Origin of the sequence: Microbacterium lemovicicum (assembly GCF_003991875.1) — a bacterium.
Taxonomy (GTDB): domain Bacteria; phylum Actinomycetota; class Actinomycetes; order Actinomycetales; family Microbacteriaceae; genus Microbacterium; species Microbacterium lemovicicum.
The window spans coordinates 275,206-291,570 of the sequence record NZ_CP031423.1; the positions used below are offsets into that span (position 1 = coordinate 275,206).

The 16,365-nt window shown below is 70.8% G+C and carries 19 protein-coding genes; 15 read left to right on the forward strand and 4 right to left on the reverse strand.

What is annotated here, in order from left to right:
- Positions 1 to 88: 88 nt before the first annotated feature.
- Both CVS47_RS01255 and CVS47_RS01260 read left to right on the forward strand, forming a co-directional pair.
- Entirely contained in the window at positions 89 to 706 is a 618-nt protein-coding gene (locus tag CVS47_RS01255) for a TetR/AcrR family transcriptional regulator (RefSeq protein WP_127094456.1), read from the forward strand.
- A 53-nt stretch (positions 707 to 759) separates the two neighbouring features.
- The gene (locus tag CVS47_RS01260; protein WP_206502706.1) at positions 760 to 1,485 is read left to right on the forward strand and encodes a hypothetical protein; all 726 of its coding nucleotides are present in this window, start codon (positions 760 to 762) and stop codon (positions 1,483 to 1,485) included.
- Between the two features lie 325 nt (positions 1,486 to 1,810).
- Here CVS47_RS01260 and CVS47_RS01265 read toward each other — a convergent pair whose 3' ends face one another.
- Positions 1,811 to 3,361, reverse strand: a complete 1,551-nt coding sequence (locus tag CVS47_RS01265; protein ID WP_127094457.1) for an amino acid permease — start codon at positions 3,359 to 3,361, stop codon at positions 1,811 to 1,813.
- Positions 3,362 to 3,517: 156 nt separating this feature from the next.
- Between CVS47_RS01265 and CVS47_RS01270 the strand changes: the two genes are divergently transcribed.
- From CVS47_RS01270 to CVS47_RS01295, 6 genes are read left to right on the forward strand one after another with little or no spacing between them, the layout of a single operon-like run.
- A complete protein-coding gene (locus tag CVS47_RS01270) occupies positions 3,518 to 4,873 on the forward strand; it encodes a glutamine synthetase family protein (RefSeq protein WP_127097128.1) in 1,356 nt (451 codons plus the stop codon).
- Entirely contained in the window at positions 4,854 to 5,630 is a 777-nt protein-coding gene (locus CVS47_RS01275) for a gamma-glutamyl-gamma-aminobutyrate hydrolase family protein (RefSeq protein ID WP_127094458.1), read from the forward strand. Before CVS47_RS01270 ends, CVS47_RS01275 begins: the two co-directional genes overlap by 20 nt.
- Entirely contained in the window at positions 5,627 to 6,982 is a 1,356-nt protein-coding gene (locus tag CVS47_RS01280) for an aldehyde dehydrogenase family protein (RefSeq protein ID WP_127094459.1), read from the forward strand. Before CVS47_RS01275 ends, CVS47_RS01280 begins: the two co-directional genes overlap by 4 nt.
- 46 nt (positions 6,983 to 7,028) lie before the next feature.
- A complete protein-coding gene (locus CVS47_RS01285) occupies positions 7,029 to 7,808 on the forward strand; it encodes a 3-oxoacyl-ACP reductase (protein ID WP_127094460.1) in 780 nt (259 codons plus the stop codon).
- A 31-nt stretch (positions 7,809 to 7,839) separates the two neighbouring features.
- A complete protein-coding gene (locus CVS47_RS01290; RefSeq protein WP_241240231.1) occupies positions 7,840 to 8,553 on the forward strand; it encodes a FadR/GntR family transcriptional regulator in 714 nt (237 codons plus the stop codon).
- A gap of 22 nt (positions 8,554 to 8,575) precedes the next feature.
- Positions 8,576 to 8,986 carry a dehydrogenase gene (locus tag CVS47_RS01295; RefSeq protein ID WP_127094462.1) on the forward strand — a complete coding sequence of 137 codons (411 nt, stop codon included), beginning with the start codon at positions 8,576 to 8,578 and terminating at the stop codon, positions 8,984 to 8,986.
- A gap of 43 nt (positions 8,987 to 9,029) precedes the next feature.
- On the opposite strand, the gene radA is transcribed toward CVS47_RS01295, so the two are convergent.
- Positions 9,030 to 10,397, reverse strand: a complete 1,368-nt coding sequence (gene radA, locus CVS47_RS01300; RefSeq protein ID WP_127094463.1) for a DNA repair protein RadA — start codon at positions 10,395 to 10,397, stop codon at positions 9,030 to 9,032.
- Positions 10,398 to 10,500: 103 nt separating this feature from the next.
- Positions 10,501 to 11,883, reverse strand: coding sequence for an MFS transporter (locus CVS47_RS01305; RefSeq protein ID WP_127097129.1), 1,383 nt, complete (start codon positions 11,881 to 11,883; stop codon positions 10,501 to 10,503).
- A gap of 142 nt (positions 11,884 to 12,025) precedes the next feature.
- On the opposite strand from CVS47_RS01305, the gene CVS47_RS01310 reads away from it, so the two are divergent.
- Complete coding sequence (locus tag CVS47_RS01310; RefSeq protein WP_127094464.1) at positions 12,026 to 12,889, forward strand: LLM class F420-dependent oxidoreductase; 864 nt, start codon at positions 12,026 to 12,028, stop codon at positions 12,887 to 12,889.
- Here the strand turns inward: CVS47_RS01310 and CVS47_RS01315 are convergent.
- Positions 12,882 to 13,343: a DUF3237 domain-containing protein gene (locus tag CVS47_RS01315; protein ID WP_127094465.1), complete on the reverse strand. Its 462-nt coding sequence runs from the start codon at positions 13,341 to 13,343 to the stop codon at positions 12,882 to 12,884. The genes CVS47_RS01310 and CVS47_RS01315 overlap by 8 nt on opposite strands.
- A gap of 143 nt (positions 13,344 to 13,486) precedes the next feature.
- Between CVS47_RS01315 and CVS47_RS01320 the strand changes: the two genes are divergently transcribed.
- The 6 genes from CVS47_RS01320 (at position 13,487) to CVS47_RS01345 (ending at position 16,346) form a co-directional block, all read left to right on the forward strand.
- On the forward strand, positions 13,487 to 13,726 hold the full coding sequence (locus CVS47_RS01320; RefSeq protein WP_127094466.1) for a hypothetical protein: 240 nt from the start codon (positions 13,487 to 13,489) through the stop codon (positions 13,724 to 13,726).
- Positions 13,727 to 14,043: 317 nt separating this feature from the next.
- Entirely contained in the window at positions 14,044 to 14,568 is a 525-nt protein-coding gene (locus tag CVS47_RS01325; protein WP_127094467.1) for an Asp23/Gls24 family envelope stress response protein, read from the forward strand.
- Entirely contained in the window at positions 14,565 to 14,753 is a 189-nt protein-coding gene (locus CVS47_RS01330; protein WP_127094468.1) for a DUF2273 domain-containing protein, read from the forward strand. Before CVS47_RS01325 ends, CVS47_RS01330 begins: the two co-directional genes overlap by 4 nt.
- The gene (locus CVS47_RS01335) at positions 14,753 to 15,154 is read left to right on the forward strand and encodes an Asp23/Gls24 family envelope stress response protein (protein ID WP_127094469.1); all 402 of its coding nucleotides are present in this window, start codon (positions 14,753 to 14,755) and stop codon (positions 15,152 to 15,154) included. The genes CVS47_RS01330 and CVS47_RS01335 overlap by 1 nt, the downstream gene beginning before the upstream one ends.
- Positions 15,151 to 15,735 carry a DUF6286 domain-containing protein gene (locus tag CVS47_RS01340; RefSeq protein ID WP_127094470.1) on the forward strand — a complete coding sequence of 195 codons (585 nt, stop codon included), beginning with the start codon at positions 15,151 to 15,153 and terminating at the stop codon, positions 15,733 to 15,735. The genes CVS47_RS01335 and CVS47_RS01340 overlap by 4 nt, the downstream gene beginning before the upstream one ends.
- Positions 15,732 to 16,346 carry a hypothetical protein gene (locus CVS47_RS01345; RefSeq protein WP_127094471.1) on the forward strand — a complete coding sequence of 205 codons (615 nt, stop codon included), beginning with the start codon at positions 15,732 to 15,734 and terminating at the stop codon, positions 16,344 to 16,346. Before CVS47_RS01340 ends, CVS47_RS01345 begins: the two co-directional genes overlap by 4 nt.
- Positions 16,347 to 16,365 lie beyond the last annotated feature (19 nt).

Here is a 16,365-nt window from a genome sequence, read left to right on the forward strand (position 1 = left end):
CATCTTTGCAGACCGATCGTTCAGTAATCATGTCAGGCCGGCGGAGGCGCGGCAAGGTGGCGGGACCCGCGGGTGCCACACTGGGGGCATGACCTCCGCGCCCGCGTCGACGCGCCGCGGCCGCCCCGGCCACGACCGCGCGCAGGTGCTCGCCGTCGCGGTCGCGCTCTTCAACGAGCAGGGCTTCGACGCCACGTCGGTCGCCGACCTGACCGGACGCCTGGGGCTCACGAAATCCGCGCTGTACCACCACTTCCCGTCCAAGGACGCCCTGCTCCAGGTCGCGCTCGACGAAGCCCTCGACGCTCTCGAGGCAGTGCTGCGCGACGCCGAGTCCGACGCCGGCGATGCCGCGCAGCGCCTGCGGGTCATCGTCCGCGGCGCCGTCTCCGTGCTGACCGACAAGCTCCCGTACGTCACCCTGCTGCTGCGCGTTCGCGGCAACAGCGACGTCGAGCGCGCGGCCCTCGCTCGTCGGCGCTCGTTCGACCAGGCCGTGTCGCACCTCGTGCACGTCGCCCAGGACGAGGGGATGCTGCGCCCCGACGTCGACGCCGCCGTGGCGACGAGGCTCATCTTCGGCATGATCAACTCCCTCGTCGAGTGGTACCGGCCGGGGGGCGCCGTCGACGCCGACGAGCTCGGCGAGGACGTCCTGCGCATGGTGCTCAAGGGTCTGCAGGCCGACTCCGCGCCCCGACCCTGACCTCGGGGCGCGCCGGAACGGGCGCTCGCAGGACCGCCGCTTAGCCTGGAGGGGTGACTGCTCCGACCACCCGCACGCGACGCTCGAAGGCGGTGTACCGACGCCGGCGCATCATCCTCCTGCTCGCGGTGCTCGCCGCCGTCGCGCTGGTGTGGGTGCTCGTCGCGCAGCCCTGGCGCGGCAACGCGCAGCCCACGGATGCCGCGGTGCCCGCGGCATCCGCTTCGCCGTCGGCGTCACCGACCGAGGAGCCCGTGCCCGACGAGGCGCCGGTCGCCTCCCCGACGCCGTCGGAGAAGCCCGTGGATGCCGCGGCCTCCGCATCACCGGCTCCGAGCCCTTCCTCCTCGGCCACGGCCACTCCGGCACCCGCGCCGTGCCGGGCAGCGGATGTGACCGTGCAGGCGCGCACCGATCAGGACACGTACGCGGCCGGCCAGAACCCGCAGCTGTCGATCACCCTGACCAACGACAGCGCCGTCGGCTGCACGATGAACGTCGGCACGACGACGCAGAAGTTCACCGTCACGAGCGGCGAAGACGTGTGGTGGCGCTCGACGGACTGCCAGACCGAGCCCAGCGACATGGTCGTGCTGATCGCGCCCGGCCAGTCCGTCTCCAGCGCGACCCCGCTCGTGTGGGACCGCACGCGCTCCTCGGTCTCGTCCTGCGATGCGACGGATCGCCAGCGCGCCCCGGGGGGCGGGGCGTCGTACTTCCTGTCGGTCGAGATCGGCGGCGTCGCGTCGTCCGATCCGGCGCAGATGCTGCTGTACTGACACCGCTCCCACACAAACCGAGGGGCCGACGGGATTTTGTCCCCCGAAGAGGGGACAGACGAGATTTGACCGGCCGCTTAGCATTGAGCTAGCTCCCAAATGACTCGTCGCTTCCCCCAGTAGCGATTCCGGACCTCGTCCCCAGCGAACCGGTACGAATCACGCGGAGAGCCCTGGGCCCTCTCGAATCATCCGCCGCGCAGCGGGGGAATCGAGAGGGCCCTGTGTCTTTCCCGGCACATGCTCGCGCGACCGCTCGGAGCATCGCCGCCGCGGACGACGAGGGCCCGCCGACGGATGCCGGCGGGCCCTCGTGTGCGATCCGTCAGCGGCGTTCGCCGAAGACGTCCTTCTCCATCGCGTCGTAGCCCTCGGCCTGCGGGTCGCCGTGCTGACCCCCGGACAGGGCGTACTCCTCCTCCGGCGAGAGCACCAGGCGGTGCCGGAAGAACAGGGCGAAGCCCAGCAGGATCACGACGTACACGATGACGATCGCTATGATGGCGGGTCCGAACGTGGGGTTCAGCAGGAACCCGACGAAGATGAGCGCGGAGATCGCCGCGGCCAGCACCGCTCCGGGGACGCCCCACGGGCTGCGGTACGGGCGGTGGGCGTTCGGGAACTTCCTGCGGAGGATGACGAACGAGATCATCTGCAGCAGGTAGGCCAGGACGGCGCCCCACACGGCGATGTTCAGCACGATCGCGCCGGCGAGCGCCCCGGCGCCCTCGTTGAGCGTGGCCAGCACGTCCAGCACCACCAGCGCGACGAAGCCGATGACCGCGCCCACGATGAGGGCGACCCACGGTGTCTGGCGCTTGCCGGTGAGCGAGAGGAACTGCGGGTAGTAGCCGGCCCGCGAGAGCGAGTACATGTTGCGGCCGTAGGCGAACATGATGCCCTGCAGCGAGGCGAGGAGGCCGATGAGGGCGAACAGGGCCAGCACGGCCGCCGCCTGGTCGCCGACCATGGCGCGGAAGCCGTTGAGCAGCGGCTCACCCTGGTCGGGCGCGCCCATCGCCTCGGAGCCGATCAGCGCCGTGTTGAAGAAGAGCACCAGCAGGCCGGTGACGATGAGGGTGCCGCGGGCCCAGAAGCCGGCCTTGGGGATGTCGCGGACCGGGTCGTGGGCCTCCTCCGCGGCCAGCGGAAGCTCCTCGATGCCGAGGAAGAACCACATCGCGAACGGGAGGGCGAACAGGATCGGCAGCACGCCGTGGGGGAGGAACTCGTTCCAGCCCGGGTCGGGGGCGATGTTCCACAGCGAGCTCCAGTCGAGCGCCGGGGAGAAGATCGCCATGCCCGTGAAGACCAGCAGGATGCCGATGGAGATGATCGACACGACGATCGCGAAGCGGAAGGAGATGCTCGCGCCGGCAGAGTTCAGGGCGATGAAGACGCCGTACAGGATGATGTACAGCACCCATCCGGGCAGGGTGATGCCCAGCAGCGACTCGAGGATGCCGTTGGCATAGCTCGCCGAGAAGTAGACGATCACGGCCGTGGTCGCGACGTACTCGATCGTCTCGGCGGCGCCGGTGATCAGGCCGCCCCACGGTCCCATGGCGGAACGGGCGAAGGAGTAGGCGCCGCCCGTGTGAGGCATGGCGGCCGCCATCTCGCCGATCGAGAAGATCATGCCGTAGTACATGAGCACGAGGATCGCGAAGGCGATCAGCATGCCCCCGAATCCGGCGAAGCCGATGCCGAAGTTCCACCCGGAGAAGTCGCCGGAGATGACGGCGGCCACGGCGAGCCCCCACAATCCCCAGACCCCGGCCGAGCGCTTCAGCGTGCGCTTCTCGAAATAGCCCTGTCCGGCGCGCGTATAGGTCGCGCCGGCGACCTTCCGGCCGCCGCTGCTCTCGTGAGACATCCATCCTCCGGGGGTTCGGGTGGCGCGCTCGACGGCGCGTGGCCCCATGCTGATGCCTATTGGTACCCCATGTCTACCTTTGCGTGTAAGTTCCTCGTTACGATCACTCGACGGATGCGCACGGCGTCCGGCGTCGACGACGAGAGGGCGCAGCACATGCCGGGAAACCTCAGCGTGACCGACCTGAAGGCCGACATCGCATCGGGAGCCGTCGACACGGTGATCCTCGCGTTCGCCGACGCGCAGGGACGCCTCGTCGGCAAGCGGGTCGCCGGGCGCTTCTTCGCGGAGGAGGTGCTGGGGCACGGCGCGGAGGCCTGCAACTACCTGCTCTCGGTGGACGTCGACATGAACACCGTCGACGGATATCCCATGGCCAGCTGGGAGACCGGCTACGGCGACATGGTGCTCTCGCCCGACCTCTCGACGCTGCGCCGGATCCCCTGGCTCCCCGCGACCGCGCTGGTCATGGCCGACCTCCAGTGGGAGAACGGCGACCGCGTCGTGCAGTCGCCCCGCGACATCCTGGATCGCCAGCGTGCGCGCCTGGCCGACCGGGGCCTCACGGCCTACGCCGGCACGGAGCTCGAGTTCATCGTGTTCGACGACTCCTTCCGGGACGCCTGGGCGAAGGGCTACACGGGACTGCAGCCCGCGACGGACTACAACGTCGACTACAACATCCTCGCCTCCACCCGCATGGAGCCGCTGCTGCGCGACATACGCAACGGGATGGAGGGCGCAGGCCTCTACTGCGAGGGCGTGAAGGGCGAGTGCAACTTCGGCCAGCAGGAGATCGCGTTCCGCTTCGCCGAGGCGCAGGAGACCGCCGACCAGCACGCGATCTACAAGAACGGTGCGAAGGAGATCGCCGACACGCACGGCAAGTCGCTGACGTTCATGGCGAAGTTCAACGAGCGCGAGGGCAACAGCTGCCACATCCACCTCTCGGTCCGCGGCGACGGCGGCGAGGCGGTGATGGCCGGTGACGGAGATCACGGCTTCAGCCCGTTCATGGAGCACTGGATCGCGGGCATCCTCGCGACGCTGCGCGAGTTCACCCTCCTGCTGGCGCCGAACATCAACTCCTACAAGCGCTTCGCGAAGGGCTCCTTCGCCCCGACCGGCATCGCGTGGGGCATCGACAACCGCACGTGCGCGCTGCGCGTGGTCGGCCACGGCGGTTCGCTGCGCGTGGAGAACCGCGTGCCCGGCGGGGACGTGAACCCCTACCTCGCCATCGCGGCCATCATCGCCGGCGGCCTGCACGGCGTCGAGAACGAGCTGCCGCTGCCCGACCCGCTCGCCGGCAACGCCTACGCGGCCGGCGTCGACCACCTGCCGACGACGCTGCGGGAGGCCGCGCAGCTGTTCAGCGAGTCCTCCGTGGCGCGGGCGGCGTTCGGTGACGACATGGTCGAGCACTACCTGAATCAGGCGCGCATCGAGGTCGAGGCCTACGACGCCGCCGTCACCGACTGGGAGCGTGTGCGTGGTTTCGAGCGTCTCTGACCGCCCACCGGTCATCGGACTGACGACCTACCTCGAGCGAGCGACGCAGGGCGTCTGGGACGTCCGCGCCGCCTTCCTGCCTCAGCAGTACTTCGACTCCGTGACCGCATCCGGCGGCGTCGCGGTGCTGCTGCCGCCGCAGCACGCGACGGATCCCGAGATGGTGGATGCCGCGGCATCCGCCGTCCTGGACGGCATCGACGGGCTCATCCTCACCGGCGGCATGGACGTGCAGCCGGAGCTGTACGGCGCGGAGCGCGACCCGCGCACCGATCCTGCCCGGCCCGATCGCGACGCGTGGGAGCTCGCCCTGTACCGCGGAGCGGAGGCCCGGCGCCTGCCGGTGCTCGCCATCTGCCGCGGGCTGCAGCTGGTGAACGTCGCGCGGGGCGGCACGCTGCACCAGCATCTTCCCGAGGCGCTCGGCACGGAGCGCTATCGCGTCGGCGGCGGCGTCTTCGCGACGAACACCGTCGAGGTCGCCATGGACTCGCGACTGGCCGGGATGCTGGGCGCCGGCCCCTTCGCCGTGCACAGCTACCACCACCAGGGCGTCGACCGGCTCGGCGACGGCCTCGTGCCGGTCGCCGCCGCCGACGACGGCCTCGTGCAGGCGTTCGAGTCGGGCCCGGGGGAGTCGTACCTGATCGGCGTGCAGTGGCACCCCGAGGAGAACATCGAGGACCGGCGGCTGTTCGCCGGTCTCGTCGGCGAAGCGGAGCGCTACGCGGCCGCCCGGACAGGAGTGCACGCATGACCGCCACCTTCACGCTGATCGATCCGTCGACCGGCCAGGCGTTCCAGGAGGTGCCGCGGGCCTCCGTCGAGGAGGTCGACGAGGTCATCGCACGGGCCGTCGCCGTGCAGCGGACCTGGGCGGACCTCGCGCCGCTGGCGCGCGCCGATGCCCTGCGCCGCTTCGCGCGGGTCGTCGAGGAGCATGTCGAGGAGCTGGCCCGGCTCGAGGTGCGGAACTCCGGCCACCCCATCGAGTCTGCCCGCTGGGAGGCGTCGCACGTCGCCCAGGTGCTGAACTTCTACGCCGGTGCGCCGGAGCGGCTCTCGGGGCAGCAGATCCCCGTGAGCGGCGGGCTGGACGTGACCTTCCATGAGCCCTACGGCGTGGTGGGCATCATCGTGCCGTGGAACTTCCCGATGACGATCGCGTCGTGGGGCTTCGCCCCGGCGCTCGCCGCGGGCAACGCCGTCGTGCTGAAGCCCGCAGAGCTCACCTCGCTCACGGCGGTGCGTCTGGGCGAGCTCGCCGTCGAGGCGGGGCTGCCGGAGGGGCTCTTCGCCGTCGTCACGGGCGCAGGCTCGGTCGTCGGGGAGCGGTTCGTCACGCATCCGGACGTGCGCAAGGTCGTCTTCACCGGCTCGACCGAGGTGGGCGTCTCGGTGGCCGCGGGGTGCGCGCAGGGGCTGAAGCCCGTGACGCTGGAGCTCGGCGGGAAGAGCGCGAACATCGTCTTCGACGACGCCGACCTCGAGCTCGCGGCGCAGTCGGCGCCGGCATCGGTCTTCGACAACGCGGGGCAGGACTGCTGTGCCCGCAGCCGCATCCTCGTGCAGCGGTCGGTCTACGACCGGTTCCTCGAGCTGCTCGAGCCGGCCGTCGCGGCGTGGCAGGTCGGGGATCCCCGCCTGGAGTCGACGCAGATGGGCCCGCTCATCTCCGCGTCGCACCGCGACTCGGTCGCGTCCTTCCTCGACGGCGCCGACGTCGCGTTCCGCGGGTCGGCGCCGGAGGGCGACGGGTTCTGGTTCGCGCCGGCCGTCGTGCTGGCGGACCGCCGAGACCGCATCGCGCAGGAGGAGATCTTCGGGCCGGTCGTCGCGGTCATGCCGTTCGACGACGAGGCGGACGGCATCCGTCTGGCCAACGACACCGTCTACGGCCTCGCGGGCTCGATCTGGACGGAGAACCTCGGACGCGCGATGCGTGTCTCGCGGGCGGTGAAGAGCGGCGTGCTGTCGGTGAACTCGCACGCGTCGGTGCGCTACTGGACGCCGTTCGGCGGCATGAAGGCGTCGGGACTCGGACGCGAGCTCGGCCCGGACGCGGCCGAGCACTTCACCGAGACGAAGAACGTGTTCTTCGCGACGTGATCCCCCTGTCTCCTCACGTTCCCCCCTCTACCGAAGGAATCGCACCATGACCATCGACCTCACGCAGCGCCTCAAGGACAGGGTCGCGATCATCACGGGCGGGGGGTCCGGCATCGGACTGGCCACGGCCCGCCGCTTCGCCGCGGAGGGCGCGAAGGTCGTCATCGCCGACGTGGATCCCACGGCGGGCGAGGCGGCTGCGGCCGAGGTGGGCGGCGTCTACCGTCGCGTGAACGTCGCGGACGAAGCATCCGTCGACGCGCTCTTCGACGGCGTCGCGGAGGAGTTCGGCCGCCTGGACATCGCGTTCAACAACGCCGGCATCTCGCCCGCCGATGACGACTCGATCGAGACGACCGAGCTGCCCGCATGGGATCGCGTGCAGGACGTGAACCTCAAGAGCGTCTACCTGTGCTCGCGCGCGGCGCTGCGGCACATGGTGCCCGCCGGCCGCGGTTCGATCATCAACACGGCGTCGTTCGTGGCGCTGCTGGGGTCGGCGACGTCGCAGATCAGCTACACCGCGTCGAAGGGCGGGGTGCTCGCCATGACCCGCGAGCTCGGCGTGCAGTTCGCCCGCCAGGGGGTGCGGGTGAACGCGCTGTGCCCGGGGCCGGTGAACACTCCGCTGCTGCAGGAGCTCTTCGCGAAGGACCCGGAGCGCGCGCAGCGTCGTCTCGTGCACGTGCCGATGGGCCGGTTCGCCGAGCCCGAGGAGCTCGCCGCCGCTGTGGCCTTCCTCGCATCCGATGACGCGTCGTTCATCACGGCCTCGTCGTTCGTGGTGGACGGCGGCATCACCAACGCCTACGTCACGCCGCTCTGATGAGCGCCGCGGGGCGGGACCGGAACCGGCCGTGACGGAGGCGCCGCTCGAGGAGGTGCACCGGGCGGTCTACCGCCCGGTGCGCGAGGGGAACGCGCTCGAGGACACCGTCGCCCGCCTCGTGCAGACCCTGCGGCTCGGGGTGGTGGCGCCGGGCGAGTCGCTGCCGCCGGAGCGCGAGCTCGCGTCGCGCTTCGCCGTGAGCCGCGACACCGTCCGCGACGCGATCAAGGAGCTCGCCGACGCCGGCTACCTCGTGCGCCGGCGCGGACGATACGGCGGAACCTTCGTCGCCGACCCGGTGCCGCCGCCCGCGCACTCGACCGCGACGCCGGCCGAGATCGACGACATCCTCGGGCTGCGGCGCGTCCTGGAGGCCGGTGCGGCGCGCGCCGCCGCCGAGCGGACCTTCTCCGCCGAGGAGCGCGCGGCGCTGTGGGCGCGTCACGAGGCGACGGTCGCCGCCGGAGCGGGCGAGTACCGCCGGGCGGACACCCTCCTGCATCTCGCGATCGCCGAGGCGGCCGGCATCCCGTCGCTCGTTCCGCTGATCGCCGAGAACCGGGCGCAGGTGAACGTCTGGCTCGACACGTTCCCGCTGCTGCCCCGCAACATCGAGCACTCCAACGCGCAGCACGAGCAGGTGGTGACGGCGATCCTGTCGGGGCGGGCGGATGCGGCCGAGGCATGCGTGCTCGCGCATCTGGCCGGGTCCGAGGCACTGCTGCGCGGATTCCTCGCCTGACCCGCGCGGCTACCCTGGAACGATGGCCTCCGGCAAGAAGAAGGGCGGGAAGGGCGCGCCGCTCGATTTCCGCAACACCGCGCTGACCGACGCCCTCCAGACCCAGGACATGGCGGCGGTCGCCTTCGCGCTGCGGCACGGTCCGACAGTGGTGCCGCTGATGCAGCAGGGCGACCGCGACAACCCGCTCGACTCGGGCGAGGTGTGGACGTACCGCGACCCGCGCACGGGCGACGTCGCGCTGCTGCTGTTCAGCGACGCGCTGCACAAGCCCGAGACGCTGCCGCCCGCGGTCGCCCTGCAGGGTCCGGCCTGGCTGAAGGCCTTCCTCAGCGCGCACGGCGACCAGATCACGACGGTCTTCTTCGACATCGCCGGTCCGCATCCGATGCAGGCAACGCCCGCCGACGTGATCGCGGCGCTGGAGACCTGACGGTCGGCGCGTTCCGGCACCCGACGAGCGGGGGCACGAGGCGTCAGAAGGACGGGGCGGCGTCGCCGGGGCGGGAGCGAGCCCGGGTGCGGACGTCGTTCAGCGCGCTCGAGAGCTTGGCGGAGCGGTCGTCGATCAGCTCGGAGTATCCCAGCCGCGCGGCCTCGCTGCGCCGCTGCGCGGTCTGGGTGACGGGCCGGATCTCGCCGGCGAGGCTCAGCTCGCCGATCGCGGCCAGGTGCGTGGGCGTCGACTCGTTGCGCAGCGCGCCCGCCACCGCGATGGCGATGGCGAGGTCGGCCGCGGGCTCCGTGAAGCGCACGCCGCCGACGGTCGAGACGTAGACGTCCTGGTCGGAGGTCTTCACGCCCGCCTTCTTCTCCAGCACGGCGAGCACCATCGCCACGCGGGCGGAGTCGACGCCGTTGACGATGCGCCGCGGGTTCGGGGCCGTCGAGTGGATCGTCAGCGCCTGTACCTCGACCGGCAGCGCCCGCTTGCCCTCGAGGGCGATCGCGACACACGTCCCGGGCTCGGAGATGCCCGAGCCGAGGAAGAGCCGGCTGGGATCGGGGACCTCGGCGATGCCGGACCCGGTCATGTCGAAGCATCCGACCTCGTCCGTCGCCCCGAAGCGGTTCTTCAGTGCGCGCACGAAGCGCAGCGACGTCTGTCGGTCGCCCTCGAAGTGGCAGACGACGTCGACGAGGTGCTCGAGGATGCGCGGCCCGGCGATCGAGCCGTCTTTCGTGACGTGGCCGACGATGATGACCGGCAGGTCGCGCTCCTTCGCGATGCGGATCAGCGTGGATGCCACTTCCCGCACCTGGCCCGGATGCCCGGCCATGCCCTCCGACAGCGACGACGAGACGGTCTGCACGGAGTCGACGATGAGCAGCTCGGGGCGCACCTCGTCGATGTTGCCGAGGATCGTCGCGAGATCGGTCTCGGCGGCGAGGTAGAGCTCGTCATGCAGCGCGCCGGTGCGCTCGGCGCGCAGGCGCACCTGGCCGATCGACTCCTCGGCGCTCGCGTAGAGCACGCGGCGACCGGCGCGGGCGCTGGCGGACGCAACCTCCAGCAGCAGGGTGGACTTGCCGACGCCCGGCTCGCCGGAGAGCAGGATGGCCGCCCCAGGCACGATGCCGCCGCCCAGCACGCGGTCGAACTCGCCGACGCCGGTGCTGCGGCGCGGGGTGTCGCGGCTGTCGACCGTGGTGATCGGCCGCGCGCGGCGATCGGCGGTCGGCGTGACGGCGGTGATCGTGCGCAGGATGCCGGTCTGCTCGGCGGCCTCGACGACCGTGCCCCACTGCTGGCATTCGCCGCAGCGACCGGCCCACTTCGACGTCGTCCAGCCGCACTCGGTGCAGCGGTACGGCGCGACGGCGGGAGCGCGACGGGTGGCCATGGGTTCAGGCTAGCCGCGACCCCCGACACCGCCCGGCCGCGACGCGACCACGGCGTGTGCGGCCCGCGCTCGCCCGCAGCCCGCCGGCGCCGGCCCCGCCGCGCTAGCGCGCAGCCGGTGCGTCGGCGCCGGGCTGCGGCACCCGGTTCCTGATCCCGAGCCACGAGACCACGCCTCCGAGCACGAGAAGGGCTGCGGTCACCAGTGCCGCCCGATGGAAGCCGGCGAGGTCGAGCGAGCCGCCGACGATCGTGGCGAGCGCGGCGATGACCAGCAGCCCGGCGACGCGCGACACCGCGTTGTTGACGGCCGAGGCGATGCCCGAGCGCTCGGTGTGCACGGCGCCGAGGATGGCGGAGGTGAGCGGCGAGACCGTGATCGCGAGCCCCAACCCGAACAGGACCATGCCCGGCAGCACCTGCCACCAGTAGTCGAAGGACTCCGAGACGAGCAGCAGCAGCAGCGAGCCGGCCGCCATCACGAGCGGCCCCACGGTCATGAACACACGGGGGCCGATGCGTCCGGCGAGGGTGCCCATCCGGGAGCTGAGCAGCACCATGAGGATCGTGGTCGGCAGGCTCGCGAGACCGGCGAGGGTGGCAGGGAGGCCTGCGCCCTGCTGCAGGTAGACCGACAGCACGAACCCGTTGAGCGACAGCGCGCCGTAGATGAAGAAGGTCGCGATGTTGCCGCTGGAGAAGTTGCGCGACGAGAACAGGTCGAGCGGGAGGATCGGCGAGGCCACCGTGCGCTGACGCAGGAGGAAGCCGATGAAGAGGAGGATGCCGGCGATGCCCGGGATCCAGATGGCGGGCGAACCCCACCCGAGATTCGGCTCCTCGATCAGGGCGAAGACGGCAGCGCCCAAGCCGAGGGTGCACATCGCTCCGCCGATCCAGTCGATGTGCGTGCCGGGCTCGCGGCGGTCATGCGCCGTGAGCCGCGTGAGCAGCCACAGCGTGACGGCGATCGGCAGCACGTTGATGAGGAACACGAACCGCCACGACAGGTAGTCGACGAAGAGGCCGCCGATGAGCGGCCCGACGATCATCGCGCCGGTCGTCAGCGCCGTCCAGGTGCCGATGGCCTTGCCCTGCAGCGGCCCGCGGATGGTCGAGGTGATGAGCGCCAGCGAGCTCGGCACGAGGAAGGCGCCCGCCGCACCCTGCACGGCCCGGGCGATGATGAGGAAGAGCGGATCGGGCGCCGCGGCGATCGCGATCGAGGCGATGCCGAAGCCGATCAGCCCGATGCGCATGACGAGGATGCGGCCGAACGCATCGCTGACCGATCCGGCGAGCAGGATGAGCGCGCCGAGGGTGATGAGGTAGGCGTCGACCACCCACTGCTGGGTGATGAGGCCGCCGCCGAGCTCCCTCCCGATCGCGGGCAGGGCCACGTTGACGACGGTGCCGTCGAGGAACGCCACGAACGACGCCAGCGCGGCGATCGCGACGACGAGACGCTGCTGCGCGTCGAGGGTCATGCTCACATTCGTCAGGCTAGTCCTGTCGCCGGACAGGCCGAACGATCTTCGCGGAACCCCCGCGACGACGGGGCGGACAGGCTTACCCTGACTGATGCGGTCGGATGCGGCATCCGACGCCCTCGACAGGACGGACCCTCCCATGGAATTCGGCATCCACATCGCGGACTTCACCTGGAGCAGCGGTCCCGAGAGGCTCGGCCCCGCACTCGCCGCGCACGTCCGCAACGCGGAGGCCGCCGGCATCCAGCGCATCACCGTCATGGACCACTTCTGGCAGCTGCCGGGCATCGGACCCGCCGATCACGAGATGCTCGAGGCCTACGCCACACTCGGCTTCATCGCCGCGCACACCGAGAAGGCCCTGCTGCACACCCTCGTCACGGGGGTCATCTACCGCGAGCCGGCGCTGCTGGCCAAAGCCGTCACGACGTTGAACGTGCTGTCGGGCGGCCGCGTCGGTCTCGGTCTCGGCGCCGCCTGGAACGAGGAGGAGTCGGCGGGTCTCGGGTTCACCTTCCCGCCCGTCGCCGAGCGCTTCCGCCAGCTGGAGGAGACCGTGCAGATCTGCCTGCAGATGTGGTCGCCGTCGGAGGAGCCCTACGCGGGGGAGGTCTTCCAGCTCGGACGGACGCTCAATTCGCCGCAGGCGATCACGCGGCCGCATCCGTACCTGATGATCGGCGGCTCCGGGGAGAAGAAGACGCTGCGCATGGTCGCGCAGTACGCCGACGCCTGCAACCTCGCTGTCATGGACGGGCAGGTGCCCACCCGCAAGCTGGAGGTGCTGCGCGGGCACTGCGAGTCGGTCGGCCGCGACTACGACGACATCGAGAAGACGGCGATGATCCCGATCAACCCGGAGTCCACCCCGGAGGCGCTGGCGTCGGTCGTGCGCGACCTCGCGGGAGCCGGCTTCGCAGCCAACTACGTGTTCGCCGTCGGGATGCCGGAGCCCGAGCGCGTCGTGGACGTGATCGCCGAGACGGCCCGCCTGGTCAGCTGACGCGGTAGGCGTCGTAGCGGACGCGGTCCGCCTCGCGGACGCAGGATGCCACGAAGACGGCGTCCTCGAGAGACCGATCCGTGGCGCACTCCAGCGTGAGCGCCGTGCGGAAGTAGTACGCCGACGGATCGACGTCGGCGCCGTCCAGCAGCGACTGCAGGACACCGGGATCGCCGCTGCGCACCCCGCGGGCGGTGACGTAGAGCAGGGCGCCGTCGTCGGCACATGCGCTGTAGCGGCCGTCGATCTCGATGGAGCCGTCCGCACGCACGGTCTGCCAGTCGGCGCCCCCGGGGAGCAGGACGCCCGTGAAGGCGCCGGTCACCGTTCCGCCGGCGATCGGGATGATCCGGCGATGGCCCACCCGCGTCATCCCGTGGTCTTGGAGCGGGCCCAATTCGGCGTCGACGGAGAAGGCCCACTCGAGGCCGGGTGCGGGCGGTCTCACGGTCACGACGGCTCCTCTCCGCGCACCAGTGAAGCGGGTGACCGTTGAGGATGTCAATGATGATCGCCCGGGTGCGACGGAGTCACCTCGTCGTGCGCGCGAAGCGCAACCCCCCGGAGGGAGGAGTTCTCGCTTCCTATGCTCGGCGCATGGACACCAATGACATCCGCTGGAACGACGAAGCCCGGGCCAAGATCCTCTCCGACTCCGACCGCGTGCTCCGCGAGGCCGTCGTCGCCGTCGCGTCGTCGAAGGACCTGACCTCCGATGAGGCGTTCGCGCAGCTGAACGGCCGCCTCAAAGACCGATTCATCGACTACGAGCCCGGCCCCGACATCCGCAAGTACGCCGACGCCATCGTCGCAGGGGAGTTCTCTGAGGCCTCCTGATGGGCCACCTTCGGACTCCCTGAGAACGAGCCCCTCGCAGGGGTGGCGACATAGGCTGAAGGCATCCCAAACCCCGGCATAGCCGGCGCGGAACGCGTGTCATCGCAAGCGACACGCTCCGACGGCCCCACCGTCGAGTCCATCCCCCCACACGGACTCCGGTCGGGGCCGTTCCGCGTCTCCGGGCGGCTTCTGACATCCGCGGAAACTTTTTTGTGACGTTTCCCGCTGCGTCCGCCTCTTATCTGCAGAGCACAACGACACGCTCCCCGAGGCGGGATCACCGCACGGGCCTGCAGACAGAAAAGGACACCATCATGGCCGAGGACCAGAAGCCCACCACCACCGCTACGCCCGCCGCGTCGGTCTCCGAGACCGTCGCCCCCAAGTCCGCTGCGACGCCGGCCCCCCGTGTGGACCGTTCGTCGTTCTCCTCGTCCCGCGTGCCTGCGGACGAGAACGCCGCCGGGAAGACCACCATCGCCGATGGCGTGGTCGCGAAGATCGCCGGCATCGCCGCGCGTGAGGTCGCCGGTGTGTACGCCCTGGGCGGCGGCGGAGCCCGCGCCTTCGGCGCCATCCGCGACGCCATCAACGCCACCGACCTGTCGCAGGGCGTCAAGGTCGAGGTCGGCGAGACGCAGGTCGCCGCCGACCTGACCATCGTCGTCGAGTACCCGGCCCCCATCCAGGAGGTCGCCGGCAACGTGCGCGCCGCTGTCGCGGGTGCCATCAGCCGTCTGGTCGGACTCGAGGTCGTCGAGGTCAACGTCGAGGTCAACGATGTGCACATCCCCGGCGCCGACAACGACGACGAGAACACGGAGTCGCGAGTCGCATGAGTGCCACCGTCACGGGTGCCCTTGTCGGAGCCGTCCTGGCTCTCGCCGCCCTGATCTTCGGCTTCTGGGGATTCCTCCTCGTCGCCCTGTTCATGGGCATCGGCGCAGTGGTCGGACGCATCGTCAGCGGTCAGCTGGACGTCCGCGGTCTCGCGGACGCCTTCACCGGCCGCCGAACGAGCTGATGAGCAGCACGCAGGCCTCGATCCCCGGCAGCCGCGTCCGCGCGGCCGCCGGGGAGGGGCCCACCACGCTTCCCGGGCGCATCGAGGTGCGCGACAAGGTCGTGAAGAAGCTGCTCCAGCACGTCGCGGCCACCGTCGTGGGTGTGGAGTCCGGCCGGATCAGCGTCTCGGCCGCCGAGCACCGTGACGGCATCGCCGTCCGCATCACGACCCCGCTCCCCATCCCTCCGCTCGATGACCCCGCTGCCGTCGCAGCGGCCGGCTCGGTGACCGATGTCGCCGCACGCATCCAGCACGATGTGCAGGATCAGCTGGCCCGCATCCTCGGACAGCAGGTCACCCGCGTCGACGTCACCGTCGACGGGGCCGCCACCGCCACCACCAGAAGGAGAGTCCGATGACCACCCCGGTGCTTCGTCGGGTCGTCCGACGCGAGACGCACTCACCGCGCACGGTCGCGATGATCATCGCCGTCGTCCTCGTGATCCTGGCGCTCGTCTACGTCGGCACCGAGATCGTCCTCAGTGTGCTGGGCCAGCCCGCGCTCCTGCTCGGGCCCGGCGCCGCGCTCGCCGGCCTCGCCGGCCTTCCGACCGAGGTTCCGCAGGGCGTCAGCATCGCCGTCGGAGTCGTCCTGGCGATCATCGGCCTCATCCTCGTGGTGCTGGCCGTCAAGCCCGGTCGCCTTCCGCGCCACTCGCTCGCCGTGGGGGACCGTGCCGTGGTCGTCGACAACGGCGTGATCGCCTCCGCCGTCGCGCAGCGCGTCAGCGACGAGACGGGCTTCCCCCGCGACCAGGTCCGGGTCGGTGTCTCGCACCGCACCGTGGACGTCGTGGTGGAGCCGGCCTTCGGCGTCGACGTCGACGACGCGCAGGTGCGCAGCATCGCCGCCGCCGAGGTGGACTCCTACGGCCTGACCCCCTCCGTCACCACGAAGGTCCGCGTCCAGCGGGCGAAGAAGGAGGCAGACTTCCGATGAACAACACCAATCGCGCACTGAACCGCATCGTGCTGCTGATCCTGGGAGTCGTCCTCCTCGTCCTCGGCGGAGGCCTCGCCACCGCCGCCGCGGTGCCGGCCGCAGGTCAGGTCTGGGACACGACCGGTCAGGGACTGCAGCAGTGGACCACGCAGCTCTGGGAGTCGTCCAAGATCGCGGGCGGACAGCTGACCTGGCTCGCCGTCGGCGTGCTGGCCGCTCTGCTGCTGCTGCTGATCATCGCCGTCGTCGTGATCTCGAAGGGCGTCCGCGGACGTCGCCGGACCACCCTCCGCGCCATCGGCGCCGCGAACTCGCTCGGACGCGTCACGGTGACCGAGGGCTTCGCGTCCGACGCGCTCAAGACCGCGCTGAGCGGCTATGACGAGATCCTGTCCGCGAAGGTGACCGCCAGCGACGTCGCGCACGAGCCCGTGCTGCACGTCAGCGTAACCCCGCGTCAGAACACCTCGCCGCTGCACGTCGCGAAGACGGTCGACCGGCTCGTCACGAACCTCGGCACGCTCACCGGTCAGCAGCTCACCACGTTCATCTCGGTGCACAGCGGTCTGCGGGCGAAGCTCGCCCACGACCAGCGTCGCCTGAGCTGATCGAACTCACGAAAGGGAA